Source organism: Endozoicomonas sp. Z74 (assembly GCF_057680865.1).
In genome coordinates this window covers 1-15,080 of the sequence record NZ_JBLYZI010000119.1, presented here as the reverse complement: position 1 = coordinate 15,080, position 15,080 = coordinate 1, and the positions used below count along the sequence as shown (strand labels likewise).

Below are 15,080 nucleotides of genomic sequence, written 5' to 3'. Positions count from 1 at the left end.
AACCTTCTCAAGCTTGATACTTCAGTGAAGGCTGGTATCAAGAACAAACGTAAAACCTGTGGCTGGGATGAAGACTATATGATGAAAGTGCTTGGGCTGATTGATTCTTGATCATGTTTTTGCCCTGACCCTTGAGCCAAGAAAAGTTGTTATAACTGTTGTCACCATGATGCCATGGCTTGAATACAAGAATAGAATTGCCGTAATCATTTGTATCAGATCCCGTTACTCCAACAGTGATTGAATTCTCATTCAATACAGCAAACTTATTAGAATAGAGCTTTACCTCTTGTTCTGACAAAGCCCTCTGGGATATATCCATAAAACAGAGATTTTGTTTTGCTGGCTGGTCAAGCTCCCCTGCCTGAAGACCATTAAAAACCACAAGGGTCAATAAAATACTGGCACAGCACCTAAAAACACTTTGAACTACTCGCATAAAACACCTCTCATATAATAAAAATCCAGTCCCCTATTACTAGACCAAATTTTCAAAATGGCAATCAGATCACGAAAATTAGTATTAACGAGCATTTGACCCAACATAGGCCAGTAAGTTCACGGTGGAGGGTAAAGCTAACGGAGAACCTAATCCTCAAAAAGAATAATGAGGGAGATTAACAGGAGTGCGCCTTAAAAAAGAAGGAAGGAGAACCTTCCTTCAAGTTATGCAGAATCAGAAACGGTATTTGGCGCCAAAGCTCCATCCGAATATTTTGATATCCGACTTATTATACAGATTCATATACTCAACATTGAGAGAAAATGAATCATTCAATCGAACATCAGCACCCACACCATAGGATATATCCGAACCAGAATCTGAAACACTGAACAGCCCAGGCACACTGCCCTCAAGCTTAGTCCGGGTGACACCGGCAATCACATAGGGGTAAAAATGGTCACCCACCGGGGCAATTGCCCGAAAGTAAGCGCCATAGTAGTAATCAACCTTGAGAGCTAAATCTGTAGCATTTCCATTGACGGAAAGGGTTTTTGTATCATCCCCTGAACCCACACCAAATCGACCCTCAACGGCGAAGTAGTCATTAAACTCGTATCCCCCTGTGAAGCTGACTGCAGAAGGACTGTAGTCAAGGTTTGCGCTCTCTGTGAGCGGATCTTCATAGGTGAAGTTCGAGTAATTTCCCCCAATATAGGCATCAGCCAACCCCAGTGATGGAAGGGCCGATACAACCAGTGCAGCTAATAGTTTATTTCTCATTATTTCGCTCAATATATAAACAACATATGACGTGTAATAACGCCAAACCATCTTAATTTGCAATATAAAGAATATCAATCACTATCATTAATAACTTAAAGAAATAAAAAATGACGGTGAACGTGAGCCATACCAGGGGCTTGGCTCACGTTCATAAGCGTCAAGAAGGCTTCCGCTTCCGAGGCTGACGACCACTGCTTTTCGGCTTTGTAGCCGGTTTTGATTTACCAGCAGCCGGTTTGGCTTTTGCCTTTTTCTTACGAACCACTGCTTTCTTTTTGACCGCCCGGGTCGGCTTTGGCTTTCCCTTGCCAGTACTTTTCTTCCCTCTTTTTTTCACCGGTTTCTTGCCCGCAGGCGTCTTCTCCTCACTGGAAGAACGGCCTTCCGCCGCTTCCTGGGCTGCCCTGGCTTCCCTCAGAAGTTTTGCCTTGGCTGCAGCAGACTTAAACCGACTGCCAAGCGCCGCACTGCCCGATGGCTTTGTTGACTTGGCCGATTTCTTTGGTCCCGTGCCGGAACGACCTCTTCCCTGAGCCTGACGAAGGGTGGACACCAGCTCAAAATCAATTTTCTTGTCATCCAGATCAACCCGGCTGACAATGACTTCCAGCTCATCCCCCAGCCCATAGGACCGCCCGGTTCTTTCCCCCCGCATTCGGTGGTGAACATTATCGTAGTGATAATAGTCGTCTGGCAGGCTGGTCACATGCACCAACCCCTCAACAAACACATCCCTGAGCTCAACGAACAGGCCAAAACCCGTTACTGCCGAGACCACTCCGGTAAATGTCTGGCCAATATGCTGCTGCATGTAATCGCACTTCAGCCAGTCCATGGCATCACGGGTAGCCAGGTCAGCCCGCCGCTCAGTGGCAGAGCAGTGCTCTCCAAGGGTGTGAATATCCTCTGTCCCATAGGGATAGATTTTCTTTTTATCAATAGGCCTGGCGTCCACCCGCCGGACCTGCTTTGAAGGACGGTCACAACGGATAATATGACGAATGGCGCGATGCACCAGAAGATCAGGATACCGCCGAATGGGCGACGTAAAATGGGCATAGGCTTTAAAGGCCAGGCCAAAGTGCCCCTGGTTATCGCCGGTATAAACCGCCTGACTCATGGACCGCAGAACCACGGTCTGGATTACATGGAAATCCGGGCGATCCCTGACCTTTAACATCAGAGCCTGGATATCTTTCGGTTTGATCTTTCCCGAAGGCACTGACAATCCGAGGCTGCCCAGGAAGCTGTTCAGATTGAGCCGTTTTTCCAGGGTTGGCCCTTCATGCACCCGGTAGAGCCCTGGCAGATCGTGCTTCTCAAGAAAACGGGCGGCGGACACATTGGCACACAGCATGCACTCTTCAATCAGCTTATGGGCATCATTACGCTGGGTCGGAACAATCTGCTCAATTTTCCGGTTACGCCCGAAAATAATCTGCGTTTCTACGGTATCAAAATCAATGGTGCCCCGATCGGCTCTCACGGACACCAGGGTTTTGTAGAGACTGTATAGCTGCTCAATATGCGGTACCAGTGTCCGGTACTGACGGCGCAGCTTTTTACCCTGGTCACTGAGGGGCGTGTCCAGCATCTCCCAGACACCGGTATAGGTCAGCCGGGCATGGGAGCGAATCAGGCCTTCATAAAACCGGTAGCTGGATAGCTTACCCCGGGAACTGATGGTCATCTCACAGACCATGGCCAGACGATCCACTTCCGGATTCAGGGAGCAGAGCCCGTTGGAGAGAACTTCCGGCAACATGGGAATCACATGACCAGGAAAGTACACCGAGGTTCCCCGGTTCCGGGCTTCCTTATCCAACGCCGAAGCGGGCTTCACATAATGGGAGACATCGGCAATGGCCACATAAAGGCGCCAGCCACCGCTTTTTTTCGGTTCACAGTAAACCGCATCGTCAAAGTCCCGGGCATCTTCCCCATCAATGGTAACGAACGGAGTCTCCCGCAAGTCCACCCGGTTAGCCTTGTCCTGCTCCTTGACTTCTGGAGTAAAACGCTGGCACTGCTTCTCAACGTCTTCCGGCCAGCTATGGGGAATATTATGGGTGCGAACCGCTACATCCACTTCCATCCCAGCATCGGCCCTATCCCCGAGAATTTCCTTGATGATCCCCGTGGGCATGGTCCGACGACCGGGCTGCTCGGTGATTTCCAGCAGCACATACTGACCTTCCGTGGGCATTAACGGACCAGGCTGGACGATAATCTCCCGGCTGATGCGCGGGTTTTCCGGAACCAGGTAAGCGGCACCGGATTCGGTGTAATAGCGACCCACCACCTGGGTGGTGTTTCTTTCAATCACTTCCACCAGCTGAGCTTCCCGGCGACCACGGTGGTCTGTGCCTGATTCCCGTACCACCGCCCGGTCGCCATCAAACAGCTGACGCATTTCCCGGGGGGACAGGTACAGGTCATCGCTCTTGTCGTCAGGAATTAAAAAGCCAAAACCATCTTTATTGCCCTGGACTCTCCCGTGAATCAGGTCCAGCTTGCTCACCAGGGCAAAAGCCCCTTTGCGGTTCTGCAGAAGCTGACCATCGCGGATCATGGCCTTAAGCCGGAACATCAGAGCTTCCTTCTGCTCGTCCTGTTCAACCCCGAGTTCCCGGCACAATACCCGGTGGCTGGCAGGAGCCCCTCTCTGCTCGAGAAGCTCCATAATATAGAGACGGCTTGGAATCGGGTTTTCGTAACGCTCCGCTTCCTGGGCCGCATGGCTGTCCCGTTGTTTCCACCCTTTTGACATTTGGGTTATTGCACCTCTTGGGGGAAATAGAAATCAATGCTTAATTCTTGCAACTGGCTCACGGCTTTTGATCGGCTCAGGGCTGTTGACCCTTTTTTAAGGAAGCCTTCTGGCCAGAAAGAAAAGCGTTTCTTGTTGTTCAATGTGTTAATCAATCTCTCTTCGTCGTTAAAAATACGGTGTTCTGACAGGCGTCACTATTTCAGCACTGTTTAGAACATAGTAACAGGATGGTACCAGCAAAAGACGAAAGCAAGGCCTGGGACAGCTTGCTTTGGAGGGAAATGATGGAGAAGGGGTCCGAAGACCCCGTCGGCTTCCCTTCAGGAAACCGACCTGCCCTGGTTCGATCAGGAGAAAGGCTGACGCAGAATAATCGTCTCAACCCGGTCCGGGCCGGTAGAGATGATATCAATAGGCGCTCCAGTCACTGCTTCCAGGCGCTTGATATAAGCCCGGGCATTGGCTGGCAACTCTTCAACACTTTTCACACCAAAGGTGGATTCAGTCCAGCCTGGCATTTCCTCATAAACCGGCTCCAGCGCTTCGTACTCTTCAACATCCACGGGAGTCGTGATGGACTCACCTTCGGCATTGCGGTAACCCACACAGATACGAATGGTCTCCAGGCCGTCGAGCACATCCAGTTTGGTCAGACAGAGACCGGTCACGGAGTTAATCTGGATAGCCTGTTTCAGGGCAACCGCATCAAACCAGCCACAGCGACGGGGACGACCGGTAGTGGCACCAAACTCATGACCTTTTTCCGCCAGGTGACGACCGTTTTCATCATCCAGTTCAGTGGGGAAAGGACCAGAACCCACCCGGGTGGTGTAGGCCTTGGTAATACCCAGCACATAATCCAGGTACAGAGGACCGAAACCAGACCCGGTGGAAGTTCCTCCAGCGGTGGTGTTGGAAGAGGTCACAAACGGATAGGTACCGTGGTCAATATCCAGCAGAGAGCCCTGGGCCCCTTCAAACAGGATGTGATCACCCTTGTCATGGTGCTCGTGGAGACGGTCTGGCACGCGCTCAACCATGGGCACCAGTTCTCTGGCCATGGCCATGGTCTCATCCAGGACTGCCTGGTAGTCCACCGGCTCCGCCTTGTAGTAATGCTGAAGGGCAAAGTTATGGTACTCCATCACTTCCTTCAGTTTTTTGGCAAACCGCTCAGGGTGCAGCAGATCGGCAACCCGCAGACCCCGGCGGGCCACTTTGTCTTCGTAAGCGGGTCCAATACCACGACCGGTAGTACCGATCTTGGCTTCACCACGGGCCAGTTCACGGGCCTGATCAAGGGCAACATGATAAGGGAGGATCAGCGGGCAGGCCGGGCTCAGCTTCAGCCGCTCACGAACAGGCACGCCACTCTCTTCCAGCTGCTTCATCTCTTTCAGCAGCGCTTGTGGAGACAGCACAACACCGTTCCCGATGTAGCAGACAACCCCTTCGCGGAGAATACCGGAAGGAATCAGATGAAGAACGGTCTTCTCGCCGTCAATAACGAGGGTGTGTCCGGCATTGTGGCCGCCCTGAAAGCGAACCACCGCTTCCGCCTGCTCGGTGAGCAGGTCGACAATTTTGCCTTTACCTTCATCACCCCACTGGGTGCCCAGTACGACAACAGTCTTACCCATGGAATTGGTCTCTTGATTTCAATGCAATGCAGCCCAGGCTGCATACTTAACTTCATTTCCGCCGAAAGCGGAATCTATACGGCAACAGGTTGCCAACCATCACGACTATTTAAAAGCAAATCAAATGCTCAAAGTCGTTTTAAAGAGGCTCAGCCAACCATTCACCGTCATGGCAGATCAGCTGATGGCTGCAACCCATTCCCGCTGCTTCTGTCTCTTGTCCGGGCAGCTGTCTGACTACCCTTTCACCCTGTCGACGCAACGCCTGCACAGTGGCGGCATCGGCATCAACAGGAGCGAATACGGTCTTGCGCTCGTTTCGTTCATACAGTGTGTCTGGCATCAAGGCCATCAGTACTTTCAAGTCGGTACTGAAGCCTGTGGCGGGCCTGGCCCTGCCAAACACTTCACCAATGCCGTCGTAACGGCCGCCTTTGGCAACCGCCTGCCCCTGGCCTGGCACATAGGCAGCAAACACGACACCGGTGTGATAGTTATAGCCCCTGAGCTCTCCCAGGTCGAAGTAAAAGCCGACGGAGGGATACAGCTCAGAGATTTCTCTGGCGATGGCCTCCAGTTCGTCCAGAGCACAGGCCACCTCTTCCGGCGCTTCCTTCAACTCAATACGGGCCTGCTCCAGGACTTCAATACCACCAGCAAGGCGCACCAGAGCCATCAGCATGGCCCCAGGCACAGGGTTTACTGACCACACAGACAACAGGTGTTCAATTTCCCCAGCGGCCTTGCGCTGAAGGGCATCAAACAGCTCCTGTTCCTGGATCTCTGATAATCCAGCAAAAGTCGACAGCTCCCGGAAAATGCGAACATGCCCAAGATCCAGACTGACCTGACCGGCATCCACTTTTGCCAGCGTTTCCAGCATCAGGGAAATGACCTCAAGATCACTTTCCACACCGGAGTGCCCGTAAAGTTCCGCCCCCAGCTGGATGGGAGAGCGGGAAGCACCCAGTGAAGCAGGGCGGGCGTGAAACACACTGCCCGCATAGCAAAGCCGGGTTGGGCCTTCCTCTTTCAATGTGTGGGCATCCATTCGGGCTACCGCCGGAGTCGTATCGGCTCGCAGCCCCATCGTCCGGCCTGTCAGCTGATCCGTTACCTTGAAGGTTTGCAGATCCAGGTCATGACCAACGCCGGCTGTCAGAGATTCCATAAACTCCAGATGGGGAGGAATCACCAGCTGGTAGCCCCAGCGGTCAAACAGATCCAGCATGTCGCGTCTGAGCATTTCCGCACAGCGCGCTCCTTCAGGCAGAATTTCTTCGATTCCGTCAGGCAGGAGCCAGCGATCAGCGACGGTCATAACAGCCTCTCTTTTTTACCGTTAACAGCCCTGAGTTCTGAAACAGCCATGAGCCCAAAAACAGCCCTGAGTTCTGAAACAGCCCTCAATAAAATCTTGTTCTTCTCTGTGGGTACGACACCCCGTCATAACCCTGCGGCGGTATCAACCGTTAACCAGATAGATAAAACCAGACCGACCAGCATACTGGCCATACCCGCCAGCCTTAATTGCCGGTCATCCACCTCCGCCAGCCTGGCCACCAGTTGGCGCCAGCGGCCCGGGTAGAGAAAAGGGATAATCCCCTCAAGCACCAGCATCAGACTGAAAGCGATCAAAAGTTGTTGACCGAAATCCATAGCCTTACTCCCGGAGGCAGGCCAGCCCGTTTCAAGCTGGCAGCCCACACACGAAAAAACCGGGCCATGACCCGGTTTTCCCAATATTACCACTCTATTGGCAAGAGTTCATTATTTGCCTTTTTTCTGCTGGTTAAAGTAGCGGAAAAAGTCTCCTTTCGGTTCCAGCAGCATGATATCCCCGCTGTCCCGGAAGCTCTCTTTATAAGCCTGAAGGCTTCGGTAGAAAGCATAAAACTCGGGATCTTTCTGGTAGGCAGAGGCATAGATGTTTGCCGCTTTGGCATCACCTTCACCGCGAATCATCTCCGCCTGCCGATAAGCATCCGCCAGGGTTACCCGCTTTTCACGATCCGCATTCGCCATGATGCCCTCGGCCATTTCCTGACCACGGGAACGGTAATCCTGGGCTTCCTTCTCCCGTTCGGAGGACATACGCTCGTAGACCGAGTCACTGACCTGCGGAGGAAGATCAATTTTCTTCACCCGGACATCCATGACACTGACCCCAAGTTCTTTCTGGGCAACACTGTCCAGAGACTCCGTGATGTCCTTCATCAGCTCATCCCGCTGACCGGAGACCACTTCATTCAGCGTAAGGCCACCAAACTTGTTCCGCATCCTGGATTCTGCCCGCTGGGCCAGCAGAGTATTGGCACGAAACACATCACCCGCCGTCGCCCGGTAAAAAGCATAAACGTCATGAATCCGCCACTTGATGTAGGAATCCACAATCACCGCTTTCTGCTCAAGGGTCAGGAAACGCTCGGAAGGCACATCAAGCGTCTGCAGACGTCCATCAAAAACCCTGACTTTGTCCACCAGGGGGATCTTGACATGGAGGCCAGGCTCAATATTTTCCTTGACCACCTGACCAAAACGCAGTTGCACAGCACGTTCACGCTCGGAGACAACAAAAAGGCTGCCCCAGGCGAGAATCACTAATACCAGGCCAATAATCAGACCACTGAAGGCTTTCTGGCTCATCGACTAACCCTCCCCCCGGTGGTCCGTGAAGTATTCACACGCTTGTTCAACTCTTCAGTCACCCGGCTGGTAATCTCATTGAGTTCCTGGCTGGACAGCTGCCTGGGCGGCAAAGCACTGCTGCCAGAATGGCCCTGGGTCAGTTTATCCAGAGGCAGATACATCATGTTATTGCCCCCTTCAACATCCACCAGCACCTTATTGGTTTTGCTTAACACACTTTCAACGGTTTCCAGATAGAGACGCTCACGGGTCACATCCGGAGCCTGTTTGTATTCACCAAGCAGTTTGTTGAAACGGTCCGCCTCACCTTCTGCCTTGGCGATGATCTCATCCCGGTAACCGTTGGCGTCTTCAATGGCTCTCTGAGCCTGACCACGGGCCTCGGGAACAATCTTATTGGCATACACCTGGGCTTTGTTCTTAGCCCTCTCTTCATCTTCACGGGCACGGATAACGTCATCAAAAGCGGCCTGAACTTCCCGGGGAGGCTGGGCACTTTCTACGTTCACCTTGGCGACATTCAGACCGGTGCCATAACTGTCCAGATAGGCCTGCAGACGATCACGGACGTCTGTCCCCATGGTCTCACGACCTTCCGTCAGAACCTGGTACATTTCAGAGCTGCCCACCACGTGACGAAGGGCACTCTGGGTGGCCTCTTCAAGGCTAACCAGGGGCTTGGCCACATTCAGTACGTAGTCCTTGATGTTCTCAATGTTGTATTGAACGGACATGGCCACTTCAACGATGTTTTCATCTTCAGTGAGCATGTGCTGGCGGAGATTGTAGGTTCTAAGTTCAGTCACCCTCTCCTGAATTTTTGTATCAATAGGTGGGAAGTACATATGCAGGCCCGGCCCCACCGTTTCTGTATACTGACCAAAACGGAGAATAACGGCCCGCTCTTTTTCATCAACGGTGTAAACAGCGTTCCAGAGGTAAGCCACTACTGCCAGAAGCAGAACGCCTACCAGCATGCCAGAGGACGAACCGGCACTGTTGCCATTGCCGCCAGATCCCCCCTTTCGGCCACCACCAAACAACGAGTTCAGTTTATCCTGCAGTTTGCGAAAAGCATCATCGAGGTCGGGTGGTCCCTGCTTATCGCCTTTGTTACCACCGCCCCATGGATCCTGATTATTTCCACCCGGCTCGTTCCAGGCCATATATGTCTCCGTAGAGTCAGCTTCAATAAATTGTGGTTCGCTCCCCTTGAAGGCTTGGATCGGTAACCAGACCAACACAGGAGGGCAGCCCGTTCGCACCTTCAGACTGAAAGCCTGGAAACCGTGACATTCCGGGGCTGAAACTCAAGGACAGCCCCCTGGATCAAGGTCTTTACGTCCACTCCATCACAGAGGCATTAAAAATGCAATCAGTCGAAGGGCGTTGAAATCCTGCCACCGGCTTTGGCTCAGCTCCCATAAGGACAGGAACCAAAGGTAACTCTCGAGCCAGATTGTAGAGTTTCGATAGCGAATAGCGCAAGCCGAATTGGTAAAGACCGCACTCAAATCTCTTTACATAACTCTGAACCCACCCATCGAATAGGCTGTATGTCACCCCAATCAGACATGATGAAAAATCCGGTCCAGCCAGGAGCGCTTCTTGTAAGTGGCCTCCACCCCCTTCGACAGCATAAAGGGACCGTACTCCCGATCCTCTTCCATAATATGCCGGGTCAACCAGACCTTCAGAAAGTGGAGAAGCTCGAAACTGATGTGCTGACCCTTTCGTATTTTTTCATGTAGCTCATGAACCTGGTCAATCAATTGGGTGTGATGTTGTTTGTGTTCTTCATAGGCGGGATAGCCCATAATCCGCATCAGGCATTCCTCCACTGTGAAGTGGATCCGGGTGTATTCAATCAGGCGTCCCAGAATTTCCGCAGCGGTTTCAGACCCTTTGTGTTCATAAATCGCACGGTGCAGTTCATTGAGCAGGTCCACCAGTACTTTATGCTGGGCATCAATTTCTTCAATGCCCACACTGAGCTGGTCCGACCAGGGGAAAAGGTCATCGATGATTGCATTGTTTCCAGTGGTATTGTTTTTAGTGGATATCGGATTCACCATACCAATCGTCCATTCCTCTTCAGATGAAAGTGCTTTGTTTATGGCGCATTACAGCGAGCTGCACGGATCGTGCAGGAGGAAGGCTGCTAGCGTTTTTTATAAAAAGCACCTCAGTTGGTCAGCTATTAATCTTCAACCAATAGCTGACCGGAATAGTGAAGAGTTCACTGGCAAGGGGTATTGATCTAAATCAACAAACCACAAAGACACTCAAACCTGAGCACTGAAACAACCCGCTGATAAACCTTCCTGCTTGGACAGTCTTTCAAAGTCTGGTTTTGGCAGGCGGATATCCAGCACAATATCACCCTCTTCCGAGTATGCCTCAGACTGGATCGCGCCCAGCTTATACAGACGCGCCCGAATTTTTCCCTGGGCTGGCTTCAGGGTGAGCTGCCCCTGAAGCATATCATCGGCCAGCAGCTCAATGATGGCCTGCTGCACAAGCTCCAGGCCCGCCCCTGAAATAGCCGATGCCCAGACCCTGACCGGACGCCCCTGGTCATCACGCTGTATCTTTGGCTCAACCCCTTCGAGCAGGTCAATTTTGTTGTAAACCTGAAGCACTGGAACCTCATCAGCCCCAATCTCTTTCAGTACAGAGTGAACCTGCTCAATATTGTCCAGACGTTCCGGGTCATGGCTGTCGATGACATGCAGCAAAAGATCCGCCTGGCGGGTTTCCTCAAGGGTTGCCCGAAAAGCTTCAACCAGCTTGTGGGGAAGATGGCGGATAAAACCCACCGTATCTGCCAGTACCACCGGGCCAACATCGGCCAGTTCAAGTCGCCTCAGGGTTGGGTCCAGGGTTGCAAACAACTGGTCTGCTGCATAAACAATGGACTCAGTGACACTGTTGAACAGTGTTGATTTGCCGGCATTGGTGTAACCCACCAGGGAAACCTGTGGCACCTCAGCCCGCTGCCTTGACCGGCGCCCCTGCTCACGCTGGCGACGGACTTTGTCCAGTCGACGGGTAATGCTTTTGATTCGGGCCCTTAACAGGCGGCGGTCGGTTTCCAGCTGGGTTTCACCGGGCCCTCTCAGGCCGATCCCGCCTTTTTGCCGCTCAAGGTGAGTCCAGCCACGAACCAGTCGGGTACTCATGTGTTGAAGCTGGGCCAGCTCAACCTGAAGCTTCCCTTCAAACGTTCGGGCTCTCTGGGCGAAAATATCAAGGATCAGACCGGTCCGGTCAATAACGCGGCACTTGAGCTCTTTCTCAAGGTTGCGTTCCTGGCTGGGGGATAGGGCGTGATTGAACAGCACAACATCCACGTCATGCAGTACAACCAGCTGTCGTATTTCGTCAACCTTGCCGGGGCCAACAAAAAAGCGGGGATTGGGCTGCTTGCAGCCTGCGTTGATAAACGCAGAAGACTCTACACCGGCAGAGCGGGCAAGCTCCATGAACTCCTGGGGATCCTCACGCTCCCTGTCATCGTTCAAATCCAGATGAACAAGTACAGCGCGCTCTCCACCCTCATGGCGGTCAAAAAACAAACAACAACTCCTGAGTAATAGAACACCTAAAGGCGCTCAAGGAGCCTGACGGGCTTATGCTTTCGAGCATAAAATCCAGTAGAACGAGTCAAATTTTTCGATGGATTCGTGCGAATAGCTGACCTATTCAATCGAATTCATCGAAAAATTGGGCCGTTCTTTCTGGATTTTAGGCCGAAATTGTCGTAAGTCCGACAGGCTCCAAACGCCCTCAAGATGCATTATACAGAGTTATTCGTGTTCAGGCTGCTGTTCAGTGCCCTGCATTGGCAGGCGAACAGGACGGCTGGGCACGACTGTAGAAACGGCGTGCTTATACACCATCTGGCTGACAGTGTTCTTGAGAAGGATAACGAACTGATCAAATGATTCGATCTGCCCCTGAAGCTTGATACCATTAACCAGGTAGATAGAAACCGGTACGCGCTCTTTACGCAGCACATTCAGGTAAGGGTCTTGTAGAGAATGCCCTTTTGACATTTCTGTACTCCTTATTAATTCTCGGGTTTTTGAATAGCCTTGTTTCACTTGCAGGGGGAGGACTATTCACTTGACCGGCTGTGCCACTGTTCATTGTTCAATTTATGCCATTGTTCAATCTATGTACAGCCTGTGAAATGCTGGCTCACATTAAGCTAACCCCCCACCTCACTCAATAAGTAATACTAGCTACTCCTTCAAGACCTGCAGGAACTATTACAGGCTCTAAAGTACCACTTTATTTAATTATCCTATTTAAGGGCATCATTGATAACTTTCAAGGCGTCCTCTAACAGGTTATTTGATAAAGTATCAAGCCAGTGAATATCAGGCCAGCTCCGTAACCAGGTCAACTGTCTTTTAGCCAGCTGCCGGGTGGCGATGATGCCTTTTTCGACCATCTCATCATAGCTAAGTTCCCCAGACAGGTAAGCCCAGGCCTGGCGATAGCCCACAGATCGAACCGAAGGCATGGACACTTCCAGATCCCCCCGGCTGAACAGCTGCTCCACTTCCTGGATAAACCCGCTATCCAGCATTTGCTGAAACCGGAGCGCAATACGTTCATGGAGAACCGATCTCTGCTCTGGCGCAACGGCAAGACTGACAACCTGCCAGGGTAGGCTTTCCTGCTGCTGCTCCCGGTGCCAACGGGACAAAGGCGCTCCCGTCAGCACATACACTTCCAGAGCTCTCTGAAGGCGCTGGGTATCACTGGCACGAATTCTCAGGGCTGACTCCGGGTCAACGTCAGCCAGCCAACGGTGCATCTCATCCCAGCCATTCTGTTCAGCTTTCTCAAGCAACTCCTGGCGGACTATGGGATCTGCGGGGGGCAGCTTCGCCATTCCGTCCCGTAGTACCTTGAAATACATCATGGTCCCCCCGACCAGTAAAGGCACTCTACCGCGGGATGTGATATCCGTCATCAAAGCGATGGCATCTCTTCGGAATTCCGCTGCCGAATACGCCCTGGAGGGGTCCAGTATGTCAATCAGGTGGTGGGGAGCTCTGGCCAGGAGCCCTGCATCCGGTTTGGCCGTTCCGATATCCATGCCTTTGTAGACCAGTGCGGAGTCGACACTGATGATTTCACAGGGCATGGATTCACACAGAGAGACCGCCAGATCCGTTTTACCAGAGGCGGTAGGTCCCATCAGGAACAGGGCCGGAGGCAGTGCCTTTTCTTGTTGCTCACCGGTTACCATGGGGGTTTTATGTTCAATCTGGGCCTGGGGCATTATGTCATCATCACCTGTCTACAGCGGATAGAGAATTGTATCGGATTCCGGAACCCGTATTCGACCCACATCCCACCGGGAGGTTCCCGTATTTTTGCTAGATTAAAACTATTGTCCCAAAAATAAGACCCTCCCCATGAAAACGGAAAACAGCCCCCGAGAGACCCCTGAAACCTGGCAACCTCCAGAACCTCCGGATGTTCAGCTCAGCCCGATCCCGGAAGAAGAGGATGAGCTTCAGGGAAAAGCCTTTCAAAGACACACCCAACCCCGCCCCCCCCCTGTCACGAGGGCTATTACAACTGCAACCTTCCGCTGTCAAAGAGACGCCACTTAAAGAACGAGGCTTAAAAAAAGCGCTCTCTGAAGCGCCTTTGCAATTCTGCCTGATCCGCCTGGGACAAATCTTAACCCCCCAGAGGAGCAGACTTGGCCTTTGGCTTGAGAAGAAGAGCCTCCAGCTTCAGGGGTTTGACCGTGAAACCCTGATGATCAGTAATATGAAAAAGCTCATCACAAGGCTGAGGTCAGGCATTAGCCAGCAGGAGCAACACATTCTCAGAGATTGCGGTGTTACCCACAAAGTCACGGATTTGATCAAAAAAATGGGATCCGTGCATTTGACGCCAGAAGATCTGAAAGACCCGAAAGCCTGCTCCAGCGCGTTTAAAGGGCAGCTGAGAAATGAAGAAGTGATTCAGTACAACGAGTTCCTTCCTGTCATTGAAGCTTTTCAGAACCTGAAGGCAGCCGGGGAGCAACAACCTGAGAGACACCCGTTATTTCTGGGTGCCACCCGCCAGCTTCTGGCTGGCAAAAAAGAGTACCATAAAGGGTTGATCCTTGAGATCTGCTCTATGTGCCAACTGATAGACGAGAAACATGTCCAGGGGAAAAACCTGGATAGCCAGACATTTGCCATATCCGCTGGCACCAGCCTGGTAAAGCTGGATATTGAAACCGACTCCCCGGTCGACGCATCGGCACAGATGAAACGCGTTAATGAACAAACCTCTAACATTAAAAGTGTGCTCATGCCTTTTCTTGAAGCCGTCAATCTGCTTGAAGCAGAAACGACCCACACGCCACATCAACCCTATCCTGATAAAAAAGAGCCGGTCAAACGGCCACTCCCCCTTCCACCAAAAGCCCTGGCCAGAAAACAACAGGCACTTAAAGCCCCTGAGCCGAAGCAAGAGCCCGCTACCCAGGTTAAACCCCGTGTAGAAGACCAGGTTCAAGCCACCACTCCCAGAGAGCAGAAAAAAGCCAAACAGGCATTACCGGCGCTGTTCAAATTAAATGTTGCTAACATGGTCTATACTCCCTGAGCATGAGAATTGTCGTGTAAAGTGGAGTTCCAGCCATGAAACCTCAGCAATTCCAAGACATCCTGAAGTCCATACCCATGATGTCCCCAGAGCAGATCGGTGTCCTCCATAAAACTCTGCCGCCCTCACCCATTGCCGGTGATGCACAAGGTATTTCCGG

The 15,080-nt window shown here is 52.0% G+C and carries 12 protein-coding genes; 1 reads left to right on the top strand and 11 read right to left on the bottom strand.

The genetic code is table 11. From position 1 onward, the window contains the following. Positions 1-676 precede the first annotated feature (676 nt). From ACNRUY_RS22930 to miaA, 11 genes are all read right to left on the bottom strand, one after another. Positions 677-1,225 carry a porin family protein gene (locus ACNRUY_RS22930; protein ID WP_488113990.1) on the bottom strand — a complete coding sequence of 183 codons (549 nt, stop codon included), beginning with the start codon at positions 1,223-1,225 and terminating at the stop codon, positions 677-679. Between the two features lie 160 nt (positions 1,226-1,385). Then, entirely contained in the window at positions 1,386-3,998 is a 2,613-nt protein-coding gene (gene rnr, locus ACNRUY_RS22925) for a ribonuclease R (RefSeq protein WP_488113989.1), read from the bottom strand. A gap of 350 nt (positions 3,999-4,348) precedes the next feature. Next, positions 4,349-5,641, bottom strand: coding sequence for an adenylosuccinate synthase (locus ACNRUY_RS22920; RefSeq protein ID WP_488113988.1), 1,293 nt, complete (start codon positions 5,639-5,641; stop codon positions 4,349-4,351). A 139-nt stretch (positions 5,642-5,780) separates the two neighbouring features. Continuing rightward, positions 5,781-6,962 (bottom strand): ATP phosphoribosyltransferase regulatory subunit, encoded by a 1,182-nt coding sequence (locus ACNRUY_RS22915; protein WP_488113987.1) that lies wholly within the window; start codon positions 6,960-6,962, stop codon positions 5,781-5,783. Positions 6,963-7,087: 125 nt separating this feature from the next. Beyond that, on the bottom strand, positions 7,088-7,300 hold the full coding sequence (locus ACNRUY_RS22910) for a DUF2065 domain-containing protein (RefSeq protein ID WP_488113986.1): 213 nt from the start codon (positions 7,298-7,300) through the stop codon (positions 7,088-7,090). Positions 7,301-7,411: 111 nt separating this feature from the next. Next, entirely contained in the window at positions 7,412-8,287 is an 876-nt protein-coding gene (hflC, locus tag ACNRUY_RS22905) for a protease modulator HflC (protein ID WP_488113985.1), read from the bottom strand. Next, a complete protein-coding gene (hflK, locus tag ACNRUY_RS22900) occupies positions 8,284-9,456 on the bottom strand; it encodes an FtsH protease activity modulator HflK (protein WP_488113984.1) in 1,173 nt (390 codons plus the stop codon). The genes hflC and hflK overlap by 4 nt, the downstream gene beginning before the upstream one ends. Positions 9,457-9,858: 402 nt before the next feature. Then, positions 9,859-10,365 (bottom strand): bacteriohemerythrin, encoded by a 507-nt coding sequence (locus ACNRUY_RS22895; RefSeq protein ID WP_488113983.1) that lies wholly within the window; start codon positions 10,363-10,365, stop codon positions 9,859-9,861. Between the two features lie 210 nt (positions 10,366-10,575). Beyond that, positions 10,576-11,868, bottom strand: a complete 1,293-nt coding sequence (gene hflX, locus ACNRUY_RS22890) for a ribosome rescue GTPase HflX (protein ID WP_488113982.1) — start codon at positions 11,866-11,868, stop codon at positions 10,576-10,578. A gap of 231 nt (positions 11,869-12,099) precedes the next feature. Continuing rightward, positions 12,100-12,348 (bottom strand): RNA chaperone Hfq, encoded by a 249-nt coding sequence (gene hfq, locus ACNRUY_RS22885; protein ID WP_488113981.1) that lies wholly within the window; start codon positions 12,346-12,348, stop codon positions 12,100-12,102. Between the two features lie 251 nt (positions 12,349-12,599). Beyond that, on the bottom strand, positions 12,600-13,589 hold the full coding sequence (gene miaA / locus ACNRUY_RS22880) for a tRNA (adenosine(37)-N6)-dimethylallyltransferase MiaA (protein WP_488113980.1): 990 nt from the start codon (positions 13,587-13,589) through the stop codon (positions 12,600-12,602). 230 nt (positions 13,590-13,819) lie between these two features. Here miaA and ACNRUY_RS22875 point away from each other — a divergent pair, with 230 nt between their 5' ends. After that, positions 13,820-14,920 carry a hypothetical protein gene (locus ACNRUY_RS22875; RefSeq protein ID WP_488113979.1) on the top strand — a complete coding sequence of 367 codons (1,101 nt, stop codon included), beginning with the start codon at positions 13,820-13,822 and terminating at the stop codon, positions 14,918-14,920. The last annotated feature ends 160 nt before the right edge of the window (positions 14,921-15,080 follow it).

Coding starts and splice junctions, on each gene's coding strand:
- miaA (WP_488113980.1), bottom strand. CDS start 13,589: ATGCCCCAGGCCCAGATTGAACATAAAACCCCCATGGTAACCGGTGAG.
- ACNRUY_RS22910 (WP_488113986.1), bottom strand. CDS start 7,300: ATGGATTTCGGTCAACAACTTTTGATCGCTTTCAGTCTGATGCTGGTG.
- ACNRUY_RS22930 (WP_488113990.1), bottom strand. CDS start 1,225: ATGAGAAATAAACTATTAGCTGCACTGGTTGTATCGGCCCTTCCATCA.
- ACNRUY_RS22920 (WP_488113988.1), bottom strand. CDS start 5,641: ATGGGTAAGACTGTTGTCGTACTGGGCACCCAGTGGGGTGATGAAGGT.
- ACNRUY_RS22915 (WP_488113987.1), bottom strand. CDS start 6,962: ATGACCGTCGCTGATCGCTGGCTCCTGCCTGACGGAATCGAAGAAATT.
- ACNRUY_RS22895 (WP_488113983.1), bottom strand. CDS start 10,365: ATGGTGAATCCGATATCCACTAAAAACAATACCACTGGAAACAATGCA.
- hfq (WP_488113981.1), bottom strand. CDS start 12,348: ATGTCAAAAGGGCATTCTCTACAAGACCCTTACCTGAATGTGCTGCGT.
- rnr (WP_488113989.1), bottom strand. CDS start 3,998: ATGTCAAAAGGGTGGAAACAACGGGACAGCCATGCGGCCCAGGAAGCG.
- hflC (WP_488113985.1), bottom strand. CDS start 8,287: ATGAGCCAGAAAGCCTTCAGTGGTCTGATTATTGGCCTGGTATTAGTG.
- hflK (WP_488113984.1), bottom strand. CDS start 9,456: ATGGCCTGGAACGAGCCGGGTGGAAATAATCAGGATCCATGGGGCGGT.
- ACNRUY_RS22875 (WP_488113979.1), top strand. CDS start 13,820: ATGAGCTTCAGGGAAAAGCCTTTCAAAGACACACCCAACCCCGCCCCC.